Genomic DNA, 19,774 nt, shown 5'->3' on the forward strand with positions numbered 1-19,774 from the left:
TATAGACATTACTGTTGAACGATGGTTCTATCCCACAAAACCAAGGGGATCATCATGGCCAATACAATGTTCGATCTGGCAGGAAAAATCGCAGTTGTGACCGGTGCAAGCCGCGGTCTAGGCCAATGGATTGCGCTGGCGCTGGCCGAAGCAGGCGCCGATATCTGCATTACGGCGCGCGATGAAACTGCGCTAAGCGAGACCAAGCAAAAGGTCGAGGCTCTCGGCAGGAGGGCCATCACGAGCGCCCAGGATGTGACGGACATATCGTCCATCGAAGACACCCTAGGCAAGTTCGAGAGCATCACGGGCGTCATCGATATCCTTGTCAACAATGCCGGCTACGAACAGGTATCTCCTTCGCTCGATGTCGACGAACAGATCTGGGACAAGATCGTGGGCACCAATCTGAAGGGCGCATTCTTCTGGTCGCAAGCTGCAGCGCGGCGGATGTCTCGCCAGTCCCAGGGGGGAAGCATCATCAACCTATGCTCCCTCACCTCCTATGTCGGGATCCCAACGGCCGTGCCCTACGGCTCGTCCAAGTCGGGACTGCTCGGCATGACACGGGCACTTTCAGCCGAATGGGCGCCACTCGGCATTCGAGTGAATGCGGTGGCTCCCGGCTATTTCCGGACAGCGATGACCGACGGGTTTTATCAGGATGAAAACTGGGCGGCACGGATGCTCGAAAAGATCCCGCAGAAGCGGTTCGGTAGCGCCTCCGACATCGGTGGCGCTGTTGTCTTTCTTGCGAGCGGCGCATCTGCCTACGTTACCGGCCAATGCATTCCCGTGGACGGCGGCTTCCTCGCGTCCATCTAGATAAATGGGATAAGATGGTGCTTGACAGCACGGGTCCGATGCTTAATGTCTATAGATGTATATACATCTATAGACAACAAAAAGCGGGAACGAAGTCTTCGAGACTTCCTGGGAATTTGCCGGATACCAACATCCGGCGTCCTCGAACATACAGATGCCGTATCAACGCCGAGCGTCCCTCTTTGCGATGGGGCCCGTGCGTTCACGCGAACCGAACTTGAATCGTCGCCGTCACCACCGCGCGAGCGATCGTGGCTGCCTGCGCCCAGGAGGCGCCAATGAGGGAATGTGCAATGGCCGAAGTCACTTTTCATGAATATTCGAAGCTTGGACCGGACGAGAAGGCCACGCTCCTGCGCCGGTCCGAAACGGACATTTCAGGGTTTGTCGAGAAAGTGGCGCCGATCCTCGAGGCGGTGCGCACCGAAGGCGACCGCGCTGTTGCCCGCTTCGGCCGGGAACTCGACAAGGCGGATATCACCGAAGCAACGATCAAGGTGACCGATGCCGAGTTCGACGCCGCGTTCAAGCTTGTCAGCGAGGATGTCATCGAGGCCATCACCTTCGGCATCGACAATATCCGCCATTTTCATGAAGAGCAGAAGCCCGAAGCCATGTGGCTGAAGGAAATCAAGCCAGGCGCCTTCGCCGGCGACCGCTTCACCCCGATCAAGTCTGTCGCGCTGTACATTCCACGCGGCAAAGGTTCGTTTCCGTCGGTCACGATGATGACCTCCGTCCCCGCCGTCGTTGCGGGCGTTCCGAACCTGGCGATCGTCACTCCGCCAGCACCGGACGGACGCGTGGATGCCGCAACGCTCGTGGCGGCACGTCTGGCCGGTGTCGAAACCGTCTACAAGGTCGGCGGTGCACAGGCAGTCGCGGCTGTCGCTTACGGCACGGAAACGATCAAGCCGGCGCTAAAGATCGTCGGACCAGGAAGCCCTTGGGTGGTCGCTGCAAAACGCAGCCTGGCGGGCATCATCGATACAGGCCTTCCCGCCGGCCCTTCCGAAGCCATCATCTTCGCGGACGATACTGTCCATGGCGGCCTCGCAGCGCTCGACCTGTTGATCGAAGCCGAGCACGGTCCCGACTCTTCCGCCTATCTCGTGACCCATAGCCGGCGCGTAGCCGAGGAGGCGCTTGCCGCCCTGCCCGAACATTGGGCACGTATGACCCAACAGCGGGTCCAGTTCTCGAGCGCGGTCCTTTCAGGCAAGTGCGGCGGCATCATACTGACCTCCTCGGTCGAGGAAAGCTACGATTTCATCAATGCCTATGCGCCCGAGCATCTCGAAATCCTGTCGCAGGACGCCTTTGCCCATCTCGGCCATATCACAGAGGCCGCCGAAATCCTCATGGGTCCTCATACCCCCGTCAGCATCGCGAATTTCTGCCTTGGCCCCAACGCCGTATTGCCGACGAGCCGCTGGGCGCGCACATTCGGTCCGCTGTCGGTCACCGACTTCGTGAAACGCAGTTCGATCGGCTATGTGACGGCGCCGGCTTATCCCGAATTTGCAAAGCGTGCCCACAAGCTCGCGGAATATGAGGGCTTCTCGTCGCATGCACATGCCGTCTCGGCCGTCCGCGACGCCTATCTTCCGAAGCGGAGCTGATCGGATGAAGGCCGTCCGGCTTTACGACGCGCTCGATCTGAGGGTCGAGGACATTGAAAGACCGGGCCTGCCACAAGCGGGTTACGTGACGATCGACGTTCGTGCGGCGGGAATCTGCGGCTCGGACCTCCACAACTACCGAACCGGCCAGTGGATCAGCAGGCGGCCATCGACGGCTGGACACGAATTCTGCGGTCGTGTCTCAGCAGTCGGCGAAGGCGTCGAAGGTCTGGCCGTCGGCGACTTGGTCACGGTCGATTCCCGTTTTTATTGCGGACAGTGCGAGGCCTGTAAATCGGGCCGCACCAATGTCTGCGAACATCTCGGCTTCGTCGGCGAGATCTGCGATGGTGGCTTTGCGGAAAAGGCCGAGCTGCCCGCCCGTCTCGTTTTCAAGCACGATCCGTCGCTCGACCCCGCGGTGGCGGCCATGGCAGAACCTTTGGCCGTCGCCCTTCATGCGGTGCGACGGCTCAATCCACCCCGAGGCGAAGCGATTATCCTTATCGGTTGCGGGACGATCGGCGGTCTTTGCGGATTGCTGCTTTCGCATCTCCACGACGGGAAGCTGCTGTTTGCGGATTTGAATGGCCGTCGTGCCGAGATGGTCGCCGGCATCTGCACAGGCTCGGCGGTCGCGCTGGACAAGTCGCAGGCAAGGGCTGCTCTCGGCGACGCGCGACTGCGTTATGCGGTAGATGCGACGGGAAGCACGAAGGCCATTGCGCAAGGCATCGACCTTCTCGACGGTGGCGGCGCCTTCGCTCTTGTGGGCATCAGTCACGGAAAGCTGGATCTGGATCCCAACATCCTGGTTGAGCGCGAGATTTCCCTGATTGGCTGCCATGCCTTTGAAAGCGAACTCGCTGACGCCATCGCCCTGCTGCCGAAGCTGCAGCCCTCACTTCTGCAATTCAGCGAGGTCCTGAACTCGCTCGACGAAATTCCTGATGCCTACCGCCGGCTCATCGACGGGCGGACGAACAAGCTAAAGACGATCATTCGGATCGCCGATTGATCTGGGACACGCCTCGGCGTGAGATGGAGATAGAATTGTCCGGTCTCTCAAATACCGCGCTGCCGCTCTACGAAAAGGTCAAGGACTTCGTCCTCGACAATATCGGAAACGGGAACTGGCCACAGAACGAGAAGCTCCCGTCCGAGCACGAGTTGACGTCGTCGCTTGGTGTCTCCCGCATGACGGTCCATCGCGCGCTTCGCGAACTGACCGCCGAAGGCTATCTGCGCCGGGTCCAGGGTGTCGGAACGTTCGTTTCGCCTCCCAAAGCGCAATCGACCCTCATCGAGATCAGCAATATCATCAGCGAGATCAAAGCACGCGGAAGCCGGCATCGCGCCGAGGTGATCGTGCTCGAGCGGCTCGAGCGGCCGGATCAAATGCTACTGGACGCGTTCGAGTTCAAAAAGCTTTGCCCCATCGATCACTCGCTGGTCGTTCATTACGAGAACGGTGTCCCTGTTCAACTCGAGGAGCGCTACGTCAATACGGAGCTCGTGAAGAACTATCTCGATCAGGATTTTACGTCCATCGGCACCTACGATTACCTGCAGCACAGCACACCGCTCACCGAAGTCGAGCACCTCATCAGCGCCGTGCCGGCGACTGAGCGACATGCGCGCCTCCTGCACATCCGCGAGCGCGACAGCTGCCTGGTCCTCAACCGAAAGACCTGGACGGGGCAGACGATCGCCACCGTCAATACCTTCACCTATGTCGGCAGCCGTTATTCGCTTGGCAGCAGATACCTGCCGCCCCAAAAGTGAAAAGCGGACATGTCAGCGCAAGAGTGAGAGAGATCATGAGACAGCCCAACAGTCGGACCGCAATCATCCGGGAGAAAGCCAAGGCACGCGACGGCGGCGCCGAAGCTCTGCTCGCAGAGCTGTTGCAGGATCTGTTCGGGATCGAGGCACACGATCTGGCAATCAACCACGACCAATACAGCCTCAATTCTCTGAACGGCTTCTTCGAGGCCGACGGGAAGCCATACTTCTTCAAATTCCACCAGGAGGAAAATGAGGAGGAAATGAGCGGTGAATATTATCGCGCCGATATCCTCGCCAAGGCCGGCCTGCCGGTCGACCAGCCCGTGATGATGTCGACCCTTCCGGGCGAGCAGATTCTGGTCTACAGACGCAGAACGGACCCCCGTTTCTCCGACGTCCTGCGCAGGCTCGACGAGCTTCATGATGAGCAAGCGGCAAGTGAGGCCGTGGATGCGGAACGCCGGCTCAACGAAGCCGTCCTGTCCGTCTATCTGAAGACACTGCACCCCGTCACACCTGGCCAGGTCATGAAGGAGCCGGTCCATCGGCTGTTTTACGATCGGCTGATCACCGCGCCGGAGGGAACTTACCCGGGTGGCCGGCTGGCAAGCTTCTATGTTGGCAAGACGTTCGAATTTCCAGGCGCCACGCTTTCCTGGGAAGCACTGTCGCAAGCCCGCTTCGTCATCAACGGCATCGAATATCGCAACACGCTTGGGGAGCTGTTCGACGCCGCGCATGCAAGGCTGGACCCCATGCGCCTGGCGGACAGCGGCGGCGTGACGGCACATGGCGACGCTCACAACGCCAATGTCTGGTTCGAAAGGCAGGAAGGGCACGCGAGCCTGTCGTTCTTTGACCCGGCCTTCGCCGGCGAGCACATTCCGACGCTTCTGGCAGAGGTGAAGACGACCTTCCACAATATCCTCGCCCATCCCTACTGGCTCTATGACCCGGCTGTCGCCGAGCAGACATTCAAGGCAACGGCGAAATACGAGAAAGGCCGCCTCCTTGCGGATTTCGATTGGGCGCCAAGCCCGGTTCGCGAGGCGCTTCTGAAAACGAAAGCGGAGACCATGTGGAGGCCTCTGCTTGCCGCCCTCAAGCAACGCGACATGCTTCCTTCAGACTGGCGCAATGTTGTCCGGCTTGGGCTTTTCCTGTGCCCGACACTCGTCATGAACTTGCGGGCCGGTGCGACGAGCCACAATCCGACATCCTCCCTGATCGGTCTTTCAGTGGCGATGATGGTAGGCTCCGAACCCGAGCAGGGCACCGACCTGGTGACCCGTTTCCTCGCAGCCATAGATCCGGAGGTGTAAGATCGTGACGATCGTCAACATCGATGACCTCCGGCTTGCCGCTCGCCGGCGATTGCCAAAACTGTTCTTCGATTACATCGACGGCGGCTCCTTCGCCGAGGAAACCCATCGTCGCAACAGGGACGATTTTTCGCTCTTGAGGCTGGGGCAGAACGTTCTCGGCGAATACGCCGAGCCGGATCTGTCGACCGAATATCTCGGACGGCGACACTCTCTGCCATTCATGCTGGGACCTGTCGGCTTTCTTGGCCTCTACACGCGAAACGGAGAGCAGAAAGCAGCACGCGCCGCTCATGCCGCCGGTATCCCGTTCTGCCTCTCGACCTTCTCGATCGCCTCTCTGGCGGACCTCCGCGATGCGACCGACGGTACGCTACATTTTCAGCTCTACGTGCTCGACGACCGCTCACTCTGCGAGGAATTTCTGAGCGCTGCGGAAGAGGCCGGCGTCGAAGCGCTGTACGTGACCGTGGATACGGCCATCACCGCTATCCGCGAACGCGACGTCCGAAACGGCTTCCGATCTCTGACGCGTATCACGCCGCGACTGTTCGCGAGCCTCTGCCGAAAGCCGGCCTGGTTGTTCGACGTTGCTCGCGGCGGCATGCCCTCCGTCCGGGCGGTGACGCATCGGGCCGAGTTCGGGACGGGCGCGCTCGAACAGGCCGCCAATCTTTCCAGGCGCATCGACAAAAGGCTCGCATGGAAAGACATCGAGACATTGCGTGACCGGTGGAACGGCAAACTGATCATCAAGGGCATTCTTTCACCCGAGGATGCAATGAAAGCGCAAGCGATCGGCGTCGACGGCATCGTGATCTCGAACCATGGTGGTCGCCAACTCGATGGCGCGATCAGCACCATTGCGGCGCTTCCCAATATCCGGGCCGCAGTGGGAGCGGGCTTCACGCTGATGCTCGACGGCGGGATTAGAAGAGGCAGCGACATCATCAAGGCGGTTGGAATGGGGGCTGACGCAGTCCTGCTGGGTCGAGCCTACACCTACGGGCTCGCCGCTGCCGGCCAAGCCGGGGTCGACCGTGCGATCGCGACATTGCGCCAGGAGATTTCGATTACCTTGGCCTTGATGGGCGTCAGCTCGATTGCCGACCTCAAGGCACGAGGCTCGCACCTGATATTCAAACAATGACCGCTGACGCCGGCGAAAGGAGACAGGCACTTACACACGATATCGCCCGCCGTGACCTTGATGGTCGGGCGTAAAACTTCTGAAGATGCAAGCTGTATGATCCGTTAAAATCATCAAAAGAGGGGTTCCCAATGAACTACAAATCCATCAGCAAGCAGTTTTCCCGTGCAGCGATCGCGCTCGGGATCGTCGGCGTCCTCGCCACTGCGCAAGCCAACGCCCAGGATCAGATCCCGTCCAAGCCTGAGCCGGGCGCCTTCAAGATCGGCATCGAGCCATGGCTCGGTTACGGCCAATGGCACGTCGCCGCCAGCAAGGACCTGTTCAAGAAAGCTGGCCTTGAGGAGGTCGAGCTTGTCAATTTCAGCGAAGACAAGGACATCAACGCAGCGCTTGCCAGCGGTCAGCTCGACGCCGCCAATATCGCGACGCACACGGCCATGGGCATGGTTGCCGCGGGCCTGCCGGTGAAGATCGTCTCGCTCCTCGATTTCAGCTTGAAGGCGGACGCAATCCTGGCCGGTAGCGACATCAAGAGCGTCGCCGACCTCAAGGGTAAGAACATCGCCTTCGAGGAAGGCACGACCAGCGACATCCTGCTGAACTATGCGCTGACCAGCAACGGCATGACCATCGACGATATCACCCGCGTGCCCATGCCGGCGGCTGATGCCGGTACGGCGCTGATTGCGGGCCGTGTTCCCGTTGCCGTCACCTACGAGCCTTACATTTCCACAGCGATGGCGCAGGACAAGAATATCAAACTGCTGTTTGAAGCAGGCAAGGATCCGGGCCTTGTCTCCGACGTTCTCGTCGTTCGCGAAGAGGTGCTGAAGCAGAAGCCAGGGCAGGTTCTGGCGATGATCAAGGCATGGGACGCTGCTCTGGCCGACTACAAGGCCAAGACCGAAGAGGACCGCGCCATCATCTCAAAGGCGGTGGGCGCATCTCCGGATGATCTGAAAACGGCCTTCGACGGCGTTCAGTATTACAGCTCTGCCGAAGCCGCCAAGGCCTTTGCCGGTGATTTCAAGACAAAGACCTTCGCCGATGTTCTGAAGGCAGCGAAACAGGCTGGTCTCGTGACCCAGGACGTTTCCGCCGACAGCATCATCGACACGTCGTTTGTCGACGCAGCGAACAAGTGACCTCCGCACCAACGGGACGAAAATGTCTAGCTCCGAACTATCCTCGACAACGAAGGAAAGACCCCGCGCGCAGTCGCGCGCGGGCGTCGGCAGGCCTCCGAGCGCCTTCCGGATCGGTGACCCGCTCAGCGGCCAATCATTCTTCATCATCGCCCTGGCCGTCTTTGCGCTGCTGTTCATCGTATGGTGGCTCGCCACCGCTACCGGCTGGGTAAAGCCGATATTTCTCCCCTCGCCCGCAGCGGTGTGGGCCAAGATGGTGGAACTGGCGGTCGATGGCACGCTATGGACCGATGCGGGGATCAGTATCTACCGCATGCTTGTCGGCTTTCTGATTGCATCGGCGCTGGCGATCCCGATCGGGATCATGATCGGCTGCTTCAAAACCTGGGAAGCCGCCATCGAGCCCTTCGTCGACTTCGTCCGCTATATGCCGGTTGTCGCCTTCGTTCCGCTGACCATTCTTTGGGCCGGAACAAGCGACATTCAGAAGTTCGTGATCATCTTTATCGGAACGTTCTTCCAGCAGGTGCTGATGGTCATGGACAGCGTCAAGCGTGTTCCGGCCGACTTCGTCGGGCTGGGCCGCACGCTCGGCATGTCGGAAACCAAGATCCTGCGCCGTATCGTCCTGCCCTCCGCCCTCCCCGGCATCTGGGACACGCTGCGCATCAGCCTCGGTTGGGCCTGGACCTGGCTTGTCTTGGCGGAACTCGTGGCGGCGACATCCGGCCTCGGCTATCGCATCGTCGTCTCGCAGCGATATTTTCAGACGCAGACGATCATTGGCTATATCCTGCTCCTTGGTCTGCTCGGTCTGATCACCGACCAGAGCATGAAGGCCCTGGAGCGCGTTTTCTTCCGCTACGCTTCGAGGCATTGAGATGAGCGAACCCAAACTCAAGATCGAAGGTCTCAACAAGTGGTACGGCGGCAGGAAGAACCGCGTTCATGCCCTCAGCGGTATCGACCTGGAACTTGCCGACAACGAGTTCGTCTCCCTGGTCGGCGCCTCCGGCTGCGGCAAGAGTACATTGCTGTCCATCGTCGCCGGCCTTCAGGGCTTCGACAACGGCGTTCTTCTGACCGATGGCGCACCGATCGTCGGCCCGGGGCTTGATCGCGGCGTCGTCTTCCAGTCCTACACGCTGCTGCCGTGGCTGACCGCACAACAGAATGTGGAATTCGCCCTGCAGGCGGCAGGCCTCCCGACAGCCGAATGCCGGGATATCGCGCGTCATCATATCGAGCTGGTGAAGCTCACCAAGTTCGCCGATGCCTTTCCATCGCAACTGTCGGGCGGGATGAAGCAGCGCGTCGCCATTGCGCGTGCCCTTTCCTACCGCCCGAAAATGCTGTTGATGGATGAACCGTTCGGCGCGCTCGACGCTCTGACCCGTCATCAGATGCAGGAACTCCTGACGCAGATCTGGGAAGAGCATAGGCTGACCGTTCTCTTCGTCACCCACGATGTCGAAGAAGCCGTTTATCTATCCGACCGCATCGTGGCGATGAGCATCAATCCGGGACGTATCAACGCGACCTTCCACGTGGGGCTCGCACGCCCACGCAATCAGGATATGATCGCCTCCTCAGAATTCGTTGCGCTTCAAAAGCAGGTGCTTGCCGCAATCCGGGCCGGATCACAAAGCGAATTGGAGCATTGATTCCGCCGATGCAAGGCGGCACAAGACATCTGCGCATTTGATCTCAATCCAAAGGAAAAGCCATGTTCGAAACCCTCACTGTCGCTCCACCGGACAAGATCCTCAGCCTCTCGGTTCTGTACAGGAACGACGCGCGGCCGACGAAAATGGATCTCGGGGTCGGCGTCTACAAGGATTCACAGGGTGCGACCGTGATCATGCGGGCGGTGCGGGAGGCCGAGAAGCGCCTTTATGAAAGCCAGACGACCAAGACCTATGTCGGCATGGCGGGTGACGAAGGTTTCAACAAGGCGATGCTGAAGCTGGTCTTTGGCGACGATACGGACCTTTCCCGCATGTTCGCCTGCCAGACGGCGGGCGGCTCGGGTGCGCTCCGCACCATCGCCGACCTGCTGGCAAAGGCCCGGCCCGACGCGACGATCTGGATGTCCGACCCGACATGGGCAAACCACGTGCCGATCGCCAAGGCCGCCGGTTTCAAGACGGCGACCTATCCCTATTTCGATCCGGACAGCGGTGCGGTGAAGGCCGATGCCATGCTCGAAGGACTGAAGCAGGCGAAGGCGGGTGACATCATCCTGCTGCACGGCTGCTGCCACAACCCGACTGGTGCCAATCTGACCATCGAGCAATGGGGGCCGGTCGCCGAGCTTCTCGTCGAACGCAACCTCTTCCCCTTCGTCGATCTTGCCTATCAGGGCTTTGGCGACGGCCTGGAAGAAGACGCCGCCGCCGTCCGCCTGCTCGCGAGCAAGGTGCCGGAAATGGCCGTTGCCACCTCCTGCTCGAAGAACTTCTCGGTCTATCGCGACCGCGTCGGCGCCGTCATCCTGATGGGCAAGGACGCCGAAAGCGTCAAGATCGCCGGTAGCCAGGCGCTTGCCACGACCCGCGTGCTCTATTCCATGCCGCCGGACCATGCGGCCGCGGCCGTGCGCATCATCCTCGAAGACGAGGCGCTGCGGGCCGACTGGAAGTCTGAGCTCGAAGCCATGCGGCTTCGCATGCTCAACCTGCGCCAGGGCTTTGCCGAGGCGCTCCGTCGCCAGTCAAACTCCTCTCGCTTCGACTTCATCGCCGATCACCGTGGCATGTTCTCCCGGCTCGGCCTGACCGAAGCGCAGGTCGACCGCCTGCGCGACGAGTTCGGCATCTATATGGTCGGCGATTCCCGATTCAACGTCGCTGGCCTCAAGGAAGACCGGCTCGATGACCTCGCCAAGGCTGTGGCTGCGGTACTCTGAAAACCGGAAGCTGAAGTCTGGAGCGGTTCAATGATTTCGTGAAACACTGAACCGCTCTATGACGATTGCGCCGGAAGGCATCACCTAAACGGGGGCGTCATACGGCCTTGCTTGCGCCGTCCGAGTTTCCGCGCTCGATGATGGAGAGATAGCGTTCCGCCGCCTTGGCGAACTTGGCCTCCCAGATCAGGTGAGCCTCGCGGAGATTGCGATCCCGGACGGCCTCGAACAGCTTCATCACATAGTTTTCCGCGTCACCTTTCCGATCGGTATAGACAACCCCCAACAGGTTGTTGAACCGGCGAACGTCGCCGGTGAGTTCGGAGAAATAGCGTATCGTTCGCTGAAGGCCGGTTGCGTCGATGATAGCCTGCTGAAATTCGAGATCGTTCTGGACCGTTTCCGCCTGGCTCTCCAGCTCCGCACAGCGTACGGCATTGTGTGCCAATTTCTCCAGCCGTTTCAGGTCGGCATCGGACAGCCGATCCTCGTCCGCCATCAAATAGTCGAGCGCCAGCATTCCGAGAGCCACGCGGATCTTGTAGACCTCCGTCACGCTTGCCGCTTCCACCGCACTGACGGTGGCGCCCTTGTTGCGCTTGAGCTCGACGAAGCCTTCGCGCGCCAGCAATCGCAGCGCCTCGCGGACGGGGTGCCTGGATACGTCGAGCATTTCCGTTAGCTGCTGCTCGATCAGACGGTCTCCCGGCTTGAAATGACCGGCGATGATGGCTTTTCGGATCTGCTCGGCGGCGAACTGCGTCGCCTCCATGTTGTTCATGGGAGTGATGATCGAATCTGAACCGGTTATAGCCATGATGCCCTCATTATCATTGCGGAGCGTCGTACTGTACCTGTTTGCTTTTGTCGATCATATACAAAGAATGGCAGCCTGCGGGGCTCGCGCGATCCGCGAGAGATGGCGCGAGCCCCCGAGAAATCACCCCGTGAGATCACAATGAGATGGCTATCTGCTTGGCGGGCTTCGCGCCGGCGCCCCGATAGGCGGTGATTTCGATTTCGAACAGATATTCCGGACCGCCGAGCGGGCCGCAGCTCACGCAGCTTGCCGGATCGATACCGCGAAACTTCTCACCCATATAGGCCATGACATCCGGAACGTCCTCCTGCCGCAGGATGAAGATCCGCCGGCGGACGACGTCGGCGAGCGATGCGCCGACAGCTTCCAGAGCGCCCTCGACGTTTTTCATCGCTTGTTTGGCCTGCTCGACTGCCGTGTCTGGCATTGCCCGGGTCTTGTAGTCGCGTCCTGCCGTCAACGACATGAAGATCCAGTCCCCGACCGCTACGATGCGGGAGTAACCCTCCTTGTCTTCGAGAATGCTGCCCGACTTGACCTTTACGATTTCCGTCACTGAAAATTTCCTTGCTTGAATTCGATAGGGTTCCGAGAGCTTAGATCGAGATGCCGCCGTCGATGGCGATTGTCTGACCGGTCGTCATCTTTGCGGCGAAGCCGAGATAGACGATGAGTTCGGCAACTTCGGCCGGCGTGGCGAGACGCTTCATCGGCGTTGCCGCGATCGTCGCCTGCCGGCGCTCTTCGGACCATTCGATGCCCCACGAACTGTCGACCGCCCCTGGCGCAACCGAGTTCACGCGAACGTCGGGCGCAAGCGAGCGGGCGAGGTTCTTCGTCAGGTTGATGACGGCTGCTTTCGAGCCGCTGTAGGCGATGGTGCTCGCGACGGCGCCGAGTCCGGCAATGGACGCGGTGTTGACGATCGCCCCTCCCGCCTGTTTCAAGGCCGGCGCGGCCGCTTTCGAGCAGCGGAAGACACTCATGAAATTGACGTTTAGCAGGTTCGCCCACAGCTCCTCGGTGATCGAGTCCAGATCGGTGATCGGGATGGGATGGCGAACTCCGGGCGTCCCCGCATTGTTGACGAGCAGATCGAGGCGGCCGAGATCGGCGATCGCCTTCAGCACCATGTCCTTCGCGCTCTCGGCATTGCCGACGTCGCCGGGGGCTGCGATGACCTTGTGCCCTTCCTTTTGCAAGGTTTCGACGGCAGCCGGCCCGCGCGGATCACCGGGCAGAAAGTTGATTGCAACCGTCGCACCGCTCTTGGCGATGAGACGCACGGCTTCCAGGCCGATACCGGATGCTCCGCCCGTAACGAGGGCCGTACGTCCGGAGAGGTCGAACGAGATCATGTGCATGCTCCTTTGTGTTTGGCTTGGCGCGAGGGCTAGGCGGCCGACATGTTGCAGCCGCCACCGACCGGCCGCTTCTCGCGGCGCAGAAACTTCTGGGTCTGTTCCATCTGAGGATTATCAATGACCTGTTCGGCGGTGCCGAGTTCACAGACTTCCCCCTGATGAAGGAATGCGACGCGATCGGCGGACTCCCGCGCAAAGTTGATGTCGTGCGTGACGACCACCATCGTCATGCCTTCCGACTTGAGAAGGCGCATCGTTTCCAGAACCTCACCGACAAGCTCGGGGTCGAGAGCAGAGGTAACCTCATCGAAGAGCATGTAACTCGGCTCCATTGCGAGCGCACGCGCGATAGCAAGACGCTGCTGCTGACCACCGGACATGCGCGACGGAAGGCTGTCCGACTTGTCGCCCAAACCCACATGCTGAAGGTGCTTCAGGGCCAGCGCTCTTGCCTCCTGGCGGCTGCGCTTCGCGACCACCCTTGGAGCGAGCGCAACGTTTTGCAGAGCCGTCAAATGCGGAAATGCGTTGTATTGCTGGAAAACAATGCCCAGCTTGCGCCGCAGCTTATTGATGTCTGTCTTCGGATCATGGACGCTCACCCCATCGACAACGATCTCGCCGCCCTGTATCGGCTCCAGCCCATTGATGCACTGTAACAGTGTCGACTTTCCCGAGCCGCTGGCACCGATCAGGCAAAGCAGCTCACCCTTACTCACATCGAGGTTGATCCCTTTGAGTACCGTCAGCGGCCCAAAGGTCTTTCGCACGTTCCTGATTTCGATCATACGACGATCCTTCCTTCGAGACGGCGGCTGTATCGCGACACCGGGTAGCAGATAATGAAATAGAAAAGTCCCGCTCCGATCAGCAGCAGCCAGGTCTCATGCGTCCTGGTGATGAGTATCTGGGTTGAGCGCATATATTCGACATAGCCGACAACGCCCGCCAGCGCGCTGTCCTTGATCAGGCTGAGAACGAGCCCGATCCAGGGAGTAAGGGCCGTCCTGAACGCCAGCGGCATCGATATGTACAACAGCTCCTGGAAACCATTCATGCCGAGCGAGCGGGCGCTTTTGCGATACGGAACGGGGACCGAAAGGAGGCCGGCGCGGACCACCTCGGCAGTGACCGCCGACATCCAGGCACCGAGAGCAACCGTGCCGAACCAGAAGGGTGATGCTCCAAGGCCCAGGATCGACAGAAAGCTGTTGGCCAGTATGAGCTGGATGATCATCGGCACGCTGCGGAGGATGTCGATGTATGGCGCCGTGACAATCCTCGCGGTCAAGGACACGGTACGCAGCCAGCCAAGGACGATTCCCGCAAGAGTGCCGACAAAGGTTGCTGCAGCGGCGAGCCGGATGGTGTTGAACAGCCCCTCCGCCAGAAAATAGGCGTCCGACCATACAAGGCCTTGATTTGCAAAGGAGAACTGCACGCTCAGCTCCTGTAGATCAGCCGAAAGGCCAGTTGCGATGAAAACTGCAGCGCCTTGGCGATGAGGTAGTAGATCAGCGCCGTGACAAGGAAGAACTCGAATGTCCGGAAGGAGGTCGACTGCGCGTATTGCGTGGCGCCTGAAAGCTCCTGCAATCCGACCAGCATACCCAGCGACGTGTTCAGCATGCCCCAGATGCCTTGCGTGACATAGGCAGGAAAAATGACCTTGAACATCTGCGGAAAGATCACATGAATGAAGCTCTGCGGGTTGGTCATGCCTAGCGAGCGTGACGCGGAAAGCTGCTGTCTCGGGATTGCGGCCAGCCCGCCCCTGAAGATTTCCGTCATATAGCCCGCATTGTTGAAGGAGACCGAGATCAGGAGGGCCGCATAGCTGGGAATGTTGATGTGGAAGGCGCCTAGTCCGAAATAGAAAAGATAGAGCTGGAAGACCGCCGGCGTGTTGCGCGACAGCTCCACCCATCCGGTCGAGAAGCGATAGGTCCATCCCTCGCCATGTTGGCGCGCCACGGCCATAGGCATCGCGATTACCGTGCCGATAACGAAGGCGAGGATGGTGATCTGAACAGTCACCCAAGCCCCGACCAATAGAAGCGGAAGTGCATCCCAGACGATGGACCAATAAAATTGATAGCCGTTCATGCAATCACCTCAAACGCCTGCCGGCAAAGCTGAATGCCGGCAGGAGGCTTACGTTTAGAAACTGACGCCATTCGAGTTCAACGAGGGCAGCGGACCATCGCCGTAATATTTCTTGTAGACTTCAGCCCGGCGTCCGCTCGTCTCCTGCTGGAAAATGAACACCCGTGCCCAGTTCAAAAATTGCTGGTCGTCGCGATGAACCGCGATGGAGCCGAAATCCGCCAACGGAGCAACGCCGGCCTGGATGAATTCTGGAAACTGACCGCTTTGCTCAAGGGCGTGGAACACACCCGCGGAAATCACTATCGCATCAAGCTTGCCCTGCTGCAGTGCCAGATATGACTCGGCGTCACTCGCATAGCCTGTGTAGGTGGCGCCGGCTTTCTGCCAGCCATTGGCAAGCTCTTGCTTGAACAGTTGCTCGGGTGTCGCGCCCACGACGCTGCCGAGTTTCTTGGATTTCAGATCGGAGTATTGGGTTATGCCCGTCTCCTTCCGCGTTACCACCACCATGATATTGTTGGTGTACGGCTGCGTAAAGCCCACCGTCAGCGCGCGTGAAGCCGTCGGTGTTGTCGATGAAATCAACACGTCGATGCGATTCGAAACCAGAGCCGGGATGCGGTCCGGCGATGGCGTTTCGACAATCTCCACCTCTGCACCCAGTGCCTTAGCCATGTCTTTGCAGTAGGTGACGTCATAACCGTCCGGCTGATTGTTCTGATCTCGAAAGCCTGCTGGCGGATCATCCAGCATGGTGCCGCAACGCAACTTCTTCGATTGTACGATCTTGTCCAGGGCGGATTCTGCATTGGCATGAGATATCATCCCGGCCGCAAACATAGCCGTGGCAAGTAATGCTTTGAGATAGTTCTTCACGTTAAGTTCCCCTTTTTATCTTACTTGGTTGAACTAAATTGCGAGAGTGCCTGTGGTCGTATCAGCTCGCTTTCTTCACTGGCTTGTTCTCAACGGCGATGTCCGAGAGAGGGCCGAGTTCCTTCTCGATCAGCGGAACCACTTCCTTCTTGAACCGCGTGATCGAGTTGTGCGCCTTTTCGATCGGCATGCATCCGAAGGAGAAGTTGCATGTGTAGTTGGTGGGATTGAGCCGCTTGATGTCGGCGATCATCTTTTCCGCGACCACATACGGATCGCCGACCACCATGTTGTCGGCATATTGATCAAGCGTATATTCGCCGTCGTAGGGTTCGTCGCGGATGTAGCCCTTGTCGTCGATCGGCAACTCAGCCTGTCGAAGATGATGGGCCATGCGGCCAACATAGCGGGCACGCTCCCCGACCGCGAGCGCCTCGCTGCGGCTGTCGGTGATGTTAACATATTGCATGATCGCCAGCGGCTTCTTCAGTGGGTTCTCGCCGATGGATTCCCATGCCTTGTTGAGCCCGTCGCCCATCTTGTACAAGACGGGCGAGCCCAGCGTGCTGGCCGCGATGAAAGGCGTCGCATTCCACTTCTTGAACCTGTCGAGCAGCTTGGGGTGCGACGACGTCACGAAGATCGGCGGCAGCGGCTTCTGTTGGGTAGTGACCGCGAAGCTCGTTTTGGGAACGCTGAAAAACTTGCCCTGATATTCGACTTCGCCGTCGACCAATGCTTTCTCGATGACGTCCCAATATTCCAGGAAGACGTCGACCTTGTCTTCGATGGCGGTACCGTAACGGTCGAATTCATATTGCTGATAGCCGGTTCCCACGCCGACGACCAGGCGGCCCTCCGTCTGCGTATCGGCGACCGCGATCTCCTGGGCGACGCGCAACGGATTGTAGAGCGGCAGCACGATAACCCCCGGCCCAAGCTTGATCCTCTTTGTCCAGCCTGCCGCGTAGGAGCACATCATCAGCGGCGACGGCGAGCTGGAATAGTTGGCGAAGTGATGCTCGGCAAACCAGGCGATGTCGAAGTCCAATTCCTCGGCGGTCTGGACCATCTTTTTCGTATCGCGCATGACGCCTACGGCGCCGTCCGGATGGTCGCGCAAGGTCATGAGGCTGAATAAGCCGAGTTGCATGTCATTCTCCTAAAATGCGTTTCTGAGGGCGCCCGAGCGCCAATGGCCTGCCGACAGTTCAAGCCGCGTTCGAAAGAGGGATCGGAGCGCCGACCGCGTAGAGGCCATCCTGGTAGATCAGTGGCGAAACCTCCGTAGCAAAGCGCGAATTGTTCACCCTGCCGATGACGATGTCGTGCGTCGAATAGCTGTAGGCCCTGTCGATCTCGCAGAAGAGATTGGCCTGGGCATCGGCGAGATAGGGAATTCCGCCCTCAAGCTCCCAGTTGCCGTCGAGGAAACGCTCGCCGGCGGGAACGCCTCCGCTGAAACGCCGCGAGATCTCGACCTGCGACGCCTGCAGGAGATTGATGCAGTACCGCTTTTCCTTGTGCAGCGGCGCCAGCACCGAAGCCTTTTGATTGATGCAGACGAGGATCGATAGCGGCGAAAAGCATAGCGATGTCACCGAAGTCACGGTGATGCCATGCCGCACCCCCTCGTTCTGGCAGGAAATGACGCACACGGTGGCGGCGAGGCGCCGCATGGATTGGCGGAAATTTTCTTCATTCTGGTCGCTCATTGGATGCTCCCATTCAGTTGCATTTAATTTTGCAGATTATCTACAATCCGTCAACACGCGATTTGGCCATGTGGAAAGATTATAGCCAACCATCGGAATTTGTTGATAAAATTATGCCGATCGCGGTCATATGCAGGCCGGCTCAAATCGCGGAGATCGTCACTCTGGTCCGCAAGCGATAGCGGGATCGCCCCTCCCCGCCGCAGGAGATAAAGCTTCGCGGTTTCCCTCAAAGTCCTCCGCGGCGAGGACGATGCGGGCTTTTTTTTGCGACAGGGCCTTTTGCACGCCTTGAAGATTGTAGATAATCTTCATTATGCTTGGCGGACCATACGGGGAGAGCGACGAGGCGGTAGCCATTTGCGATCAGCCTGGGAGGGACAGATGTTTTCCGATGCCTTTGAAATTCATGACGACCGGTTTCGGAGCCTCATTCTTCCAAACGTCCATGTCGAAAAGCTATGGACTGGCGGGCGGTGGCTCGAAGGCCCGGTCTATTTCGCCGCGGGCCGCTACCTGCTGTTTTCGGACATACCCAACGATCGGCTTATGCGGTGGGACGAGACGGATAATTCCGTGTCGGTATTTGACAGCCCTTGCGGATTTCACAATGGACACACCATCGACCGCGAGGGCCGGCTGATCGCATGCGAACACGGGTCGCGGCGCGTCTCACGCGTCGAGCACGATGGCTCGATCACTGTCCTCGCATCGCATTATCACGGCAAGCGGCTGAATTCTCCAAACGACGTGGTGGTAAAGTCCGATGGCTCGCTCTGGTTCACCGACCCGACCTACGGTATCGACAGCGACTATGAAGGACAACGAGGCCCGTCGGAGATCGGAGGCTCCAACGTCTACCGTGTCGATCCCGCTGACGGCCATGTCTCGATCGTCGCGGACGATCTGGTCAAGCCGAACGGCCTTGCCTTCAATCACGACGAAACGAAGCTCTACATCGTCGACAGCGGCGCAACACACAGCGCCGACGGTCCCAGACATATTCGCGAATTCGATGTCGCGCCGGACGGCAGGACGCTGGGCAACAACCGGGTTCTGGCGACCTGCGATCAGGGCATCTACGACGGCATGCGCCTCGATGAAAGGGGAAACATCTGGGTCGGTGCAGCGGACGGGGTTCATTGCCTGAGCAGTCAAGGCGAACTGTTCGGCAAGATCCGCATTCCGGAAACGACGGCCAATGTCGTCTTCGCCGGCGCCAGGAGAAACCGCCTGTTCATCTGCGCCACCCAGAGCCTTTATGCCGTCTTCCTGCAAACCAGGGGGATGCCCCGCCCGGCGACGGCATAGGCATCTCGACCGTGGCCACCCTATCTGCGAACGTCACAAAAGGAACCAAGCAAATGAACTCATCCTTCGCTGAAAAAGTCGTCGTGGTTTCAGGCGCCGCCGGCGGCGTCGGCCGCGAGGTCGTGACCAAACTACTGGAACACGGCGCGCGCATCTGCGCGACGGACATCACTGCAGCGGTGCAAGATCTCGAAAACCTCGCGCCCGGCCGTATCGTCGCCGTCGTCGCGGACGTGACGCGATCCGATGACGTCGAGCGAATTTTCAAACATGCTGAAGATGCTTTCGGTCCGGTCGATATCCTGGTCAACAATGCAGGCTTCATCATCTCGAAATCCGTGCACGATACCAGCGAGGAGGAGTGGGACAGCGTCATGAACGCCAACGCCAAGGCGTTCTTCCTGATGGCAAGGCGCGCCCTCCCCACCATGATCGAAAGGCGGTCCGGCTCGATCGTCGCCACCGGCTCGATCTCCAGCGTCGTCGGACTGCCGGAACAGGCCGCATACTGCGCGGCCAAAGGCGCGCTGTTGCAGCTCGTTCGACAGATGGCAATCGACTATGCGCCCCAAGGTATTCGCGTCAACGCCGTGGGCGCCGGCTCCATCAACACGCCATTTCTGACACGCTACCTGGAAGGATTGGAGGATCCGAAAGCCGGGGAAGCGGCCATCAGGAGCGCCCATCCGCTCGGGCGCTGGGCTGAACCCGGCGAGATCGCCGATGCGATCGTCTATCTCGCGGGATCGAACGCATCCTTCGTCACGGGGCACATCCTCATGGCCGATGGCGGGTATAGCGCACGGTGAGAAG

The 19,774-nt window shown here is 59.6% G+C and carries 21 protein-coding genes; 12 read left to right on the forward strand and 9 right to left on the reverse strand.

Features of this window, described 5'->3' with window-relative positions; translation table 11 throughout:
* Positions 1–54 precede the first annotated feature (54 nt).
* The 10 genes from FHX11_RS13975 (at position 55) to FHX11_RS14020 (ending at position 10,766) form a co-directional block, all read left to right on the forward strand.
* Entirely contained in the window at positions 55–825 is a 771-nt protein-coding gene (locus FHX11_RS13975; RefSeq protein ID WP_184358251.1) for a glucose 1-dehydrogenase, read from the forward strand.
* Between the two features lie 293 nt (positions 826–1,118).
* Positions 1,119–2,447 (forward strand): histidinol dehydrogenase, encoded by a 1,329-nt coding sequence (gene hisD, locus FHX11_RS13980; protein ID WP_184358252.1) that lies wholly within the window; start codon positions 1,119–1,121, stop codon positions 2,445–2,447.
* A gap of 4 nt (positions 2,448–2,451) precedes the next feature.
* The gene (locus FHX11_RS13985) at positions 2,452–3,465 is read left to right on the forward strand and encodes an alcohol dehydrogenase catalytic domain-containing protein (RefSeq protein ID WP_184358253.1); all 1,014 of its coding nucleotides are present in this window, start codon (positions 2,452–2,454) and stop codon (positions 3,463–3,465) included.
* Between the two features lie 35 nt (positions 3,466–3,500).
* Positions 3,501–4,232, forward strand: coding sequence for a histidine utilization repressor (gene hutC, locus FHX11_RS13990; RefSeq protein WP_184358742.1), 732 nt, complete (start codon positions 3,501–3,503; stop codon positions 4,230–4,232).
* Positions 4,233–4,267: 35 nt separating this feature from the next.
* A complete protein-coding gene (locus FHX11_RS13995; protein WP_184358254.1) occupies positions 4,268–5,557 on the forward strand; it encodes a hypothetical protein in 1,290 nt (429 codons plus the stop codon).
* A 4-nt stretch (positions 5,558–5,561) separates the two neighbouring features.
* Complete coding sequence (locus tag FHX11_RS14000; protein WP_184358255.1) at positions 5,562–6,707, forward strand: alpha-hydroxy acid oxidase; 1,146 nt, start codon at positions 5,562–5,564, stop codon at positions 6,705–6,707.
* 131 nt (positions 6,708–6,838) lie between these two features.
* Positions 6,839–7,855 carry an ABC transporter substrate-binding protein gene (locus tag FHX11_RS14005; RefSeq protein WP_184358256.1) on the forward strand — a complete coding sequence of 339 codons (1,017 nt, stop codon included), beginning with the start codon at positions 6,839–6,841 and terminating at the stop codon, positions 7,853–7,855.
* A gap of 22 nt (positions 7,856–7,877) precedes the next feature.
* Positions 7,878–8,738 (forward strand): ABC transporter permease, encoded by an 861-nt coding sequence (locus FHX11_RS14010; RefSeq protein ID WP_184358257.1) that lies wholly within the window; start codon positions 7,878–7,880, stop codon positions 8,736–8,738.
* A gap of 1 nt (position 8,739) precedes the next feature.
* Entirely contained in the window at positions 8,740–9,522 is a 783-nt protein-coding gene (locus FHX11_RS14015) for an ABC transporter ATP-binding protein (RefSeq protein WP_184358258.1), read from the forward strand.
* A 62-nt stretch (positions 9,523–9,584) separates the two neighbouring features.
* Entirely contained in the window at positions 9,585–10,766 is a 1,182-nt protein-coding gene (locus tag FHX11_RS14020; RefSeq protein ID WP_184358259.1) for an amino acid aminotransferase, read from the forward strand.
* Between the two features lie 97 nt (positions 10,767–10,863).
* Here FHX11_RS14020 and FHX11_RS14025 read toward each other — a convergent pair whose 3' ends face one another.
* The 9 genes from FHX11_RS14025 to FHX11_RS14065 form a co-directional block, all read right to left on the reverse strand.
* Positions 10,864–11,583: a GntR family transcriptional regulator gene (locus FHX11_RS14025; protein WP_246780998.1), complete on the reverse strand. Its 720-nt coding sequence runs from the start codon at positions 11,581–11,583 to the stop codon at positions 10,864–10,866.
* Between the two features lie 136 nt (positions 11,584–11,719).
* Positions 11,720–12,142, reverse strand: coding sequence for a RidA family protein (locus tag FHX11_RS14030; RefSeq protein ID WP_184358260.1), 423 nt, complete (start codon positions 12,140–12,142; stop codon positions 11,720–11,722).
* A gap of 40 nt (positions 12,143–12,182) precedes the next feature.
* Positions 12,183–12,944 (reverse strand): SDR family oxidoreductase, encoded by a 762-nt coding sequence (locus FHX11_RS14035; protein ID WP_184358261.1) that lies wholly within the window; start codon positions 12,942–12,944, stop codon positions 12,183–12,185.
* Between the two features lie 35 nt (positions 12,945–12,979).
* Positions 12,980–13,738, reverse strand: a complete 759-nt coding sequence (locus tag FHX11_RS14040) for an amino acid ABC transporter ATP-binding protein (RefSeq protein WP_184358262.1) — start codon at positions 13,736–13,738, stop codon at positions 12,980–12,982.
* Positions 13,735–14,391, reverse strand: coding sequence for an amino acid ABC transporter permease (locus FHX11_RS14045; RefSeq protein WP_184358263.1), 657 nt, complete (start codon positions 14,389–14,391; stop codon positions 13,735–13,737). Before FHX11_RS14045 ends, FHX11_RS14040 begins: the two co-directional genes overlap by 4 nt.
* 2 nt (positions 14,392–14,393) lie before the next feature.
* Positions 14,394–15,056 (reverse strand): amino acid ABC transporter permease, encoded by a 663-nt coding sequence (locus tag FHX11_RS14050; protein ID WP_184358264.1) that lies wholly within the window; start codon positions 15,054–15,056, stop codon positions 14,394–14,396.
* A gap of 54 nt (positions 15,057–15,110) precedes the next feature.
* Positions 15,111–15,935: a transporter substrate-binding domain-containing protein gene (locus tag FHX11_RS14055; protein ID WP_184358265.1), complete on the reverse strand. Its 825-nt coding sequence runs from the start codon at positions 15,933–15,935 to the stop codon at positions 15,111–15,113.
* A gap of 61 nt (positions 15,936–15,996) precedes the next feature.
* On the reverse strand, positions 15,997–17,088 hold the full coding sequence (locus FHX11_RS14060; RefSeq protein ID WP_184358266.1) for an LLM class flavin-dependent oxidoreductase: 1,092 nt from the start codon (positions 17,086–17,088) through the stop codon (positions 15,997–15,999).
* 58 nt (positions 17,089–17,146) lie between these two features.
* Entirely contained in the window at positions 17,147–17,650 is a 504-nt protein-coding gene (locus FHX11_RS14065; protein WP_184358267.1) for a flavin reductase family protein, read from the reverse strand.
* 384 nt (positions 17,651–18,034) lie between these two features.
* Between FHX11_RS14065 and FHX11_RS14070 the strand changes: the two genes are divergently transcribed.
* Entirely contained in the window at positions 18,035–18,961 is a 927-nt protein-coding gene (locus FHX11_RS14070; RefSeq protein ID WP_184358268.1) for an SMP-30/gluconolactonase/LRE family protein, read from the forward strand.
* 53 nt (positions 18,962–19,014) lie between these two features.
* Positions 19,015–19,770: an SDR family oxidoreductase gene (locus FHX11_RS14075; protein ID WP_184358269.1), complete on the forward strand. Its 756-nt coding sequence runs from the start codon at positions 19,015–19,017 to the stop codon at positions 19,768–19,770.
* Positions 19,771–19,774 lie beyond the last annotated feature (4 nt).

The sequence above is a fragment of the Rhizobium sp. BK602 genome, assembly GCF_014195095.1.
In the GTDB taxonomy this organism is placed as follows: Bacteria; Pseudomonadota; Alphaproteobacteria; order Rhizobiales; family Rhizobiaceae; genus Rhizobium.

Excerpts from the sequence above, each read along its gene's own strand:
- FHX11_RS13975 (WP_184358251.1), top strand. The coding sequence starts at position 55 with ATGGCCAATACAATGTTCGATCTGGCAGGAAAAATCGCAGTTGTGACC.
- hisD (WP_184358252.1), top strand. The coding sequence starts at position 1,119 with ATGGCCGAAGTCACTTTTCATGAATATTCGAAGCTTGGACCGGACGAG.
- FHX11_RS13985 (WP_184358253.1), top strand. The coding sequence starts at position 2,452 with ATGAAGGCCGTCCGGCTTTACGACGCGCTCGATCTGAGGGTCGAGGAC.
- FHX11_RS13995 (WP_184358254.1), top strand. The coding sequence starts at position 4,268 with ATGAGACAGCCCAACAGTCGGACCGCAATCATCCGGGAGAAAGCCAAG.
- FHX11_RS14005 (WP_184358256.1), top strand. The coding sequence starts at position 6,839 with ATGAACTACAAATCCATCAGCAAGCAGTTTTCCCGTGCAGCGATCGCG.
- FHX11_RS14010 (WP_184358257.1), top strand. The coding sequence starts at position 7,878 with ATGTCTAGCTCCGAACTATCCTCGACAACGAAGGAAAGACCCCGCGCG.
- FHX11_RS14015 (WP_184358258.1), top strand. The coding sequence starts at position 8,740 with ATGAGCGAACCCAAACTCAAGATCGAAGGTCTCAACAAGTGGTACGGC.
- FHX11_RS14020 (WP_184358259.1), top strand. The coding sequence starts at position 9,585 with ATGTTCGAAACCCTCACTGTCGCTCCACCGGACAAGATCCTCAGCCTC.
- FHX11_RS14025 (WP_246780998.1), bottom strand. The coding sequence starts at position 11,583 with ATGGCTATAACCGGTTCAGATTCGATCATCACTCCCATGAACAACATG.
- FHX11_RS14035 (WP_184358261.1), bottom strand. The coding sequence starts at position 12,944 with ATGATCTCGTTCGACCTCTCCGGACGTACGGCCCTCGTTACGGGCGGA.
- FHX11_RS14040 (WP_184358262.1), bottom strand. The coding sequence starts at position 13,738 with ATGATCGAAATCAGGAACGTGCGAAAGACCTTTGGGCCGCTGACGGTA.
- FHX11_RS14050 (WP_184358264.1), bottom strand. The coding sequence starts at position 15,056 with ATGAACGGCTATCAATTTTATTGGTCCATCGTCTGGGATGCACTTCCG.
- FHX11_RS14060 (WP_184358266.1), bottom strand. The coding sequence starts at position 17,088 with ATGCAACTCGGCTTATTCAGCCTCATGACCTTGCGCGACCATCCGGAC.
- FHX11_RS14065 (WP_184358267.1), bottom strand. The coding sequence starts at position 17,650 with ATGAGCGACCAGAATGAAGAAAATTTCCGCCAATCCATGCGGCGCCTC.
- FHX11_RS14070 (WP_184358268.1), top strand. The coding sequence starts at position 18,035 with ATGTTTTCCGATGCCTTTGAAATTCATGACGACCGGTTTCGGAGCCTC.
- FHX11_RS14075 (WP_184358269.1), top strand. The coding sequence starts at position 19,015 with ATGAACTCATCCTTCGCTGAAAAAGTCGTCGTGGTTTCAGGCGCCGCC.